This window comes from Bacillus sp. SIMBA_026, from assembly GCF_046535335.1.
Classification (GTDB): domain Bacteria; phylum Bacillota; class Bacilli; order Bacillales; family Bacillaceae; genus Bacillus; species Bacillus velezensis.
The window spans coordinates 1-244 of sequence record NZ_JAWRWX010000410.1 but is presented as its reverse complement, the minus strand read 5'-3'; the positions used below and the strand labels follow the sequence as shown (position 1 = coordinate 244).

The 244-nt window shown below is 35.7% G+C and carries 1 protein-coding gene; it reads right to left on the bottom strand.

The features are described 5' to 3' along the window. On the bottom strand, nucleotides 1-244 hold a 244-nt coding region (locus SB847_RS22000; protein ID WP_410578861.1), incomplete at both ends, for an EAL domain-containing protein.

Sequence of the window (244 nt, the reverse complement as noted above, 5' to 3'; positions counted from 1 at the left end):
CCTTTCCAGATAACGTTTGGCTTTATCGGAAAGTGACATTAGAGCACGCTCACTGACTTCAATATTAATGTTCTGAGCCAGAAACTTTGTCTCTTGAAGTTCGTGTGCCAATATATTGAGTACGACAGGGTCAACGACATCATTAATAGTGATATTAATAGATATTCGTACAGTTACTTTTTGTTTTTGCCAAATTTTCAAATCTTTAAAGGTTCGTTGAATCATCCAGGATGTGAATTGTTGA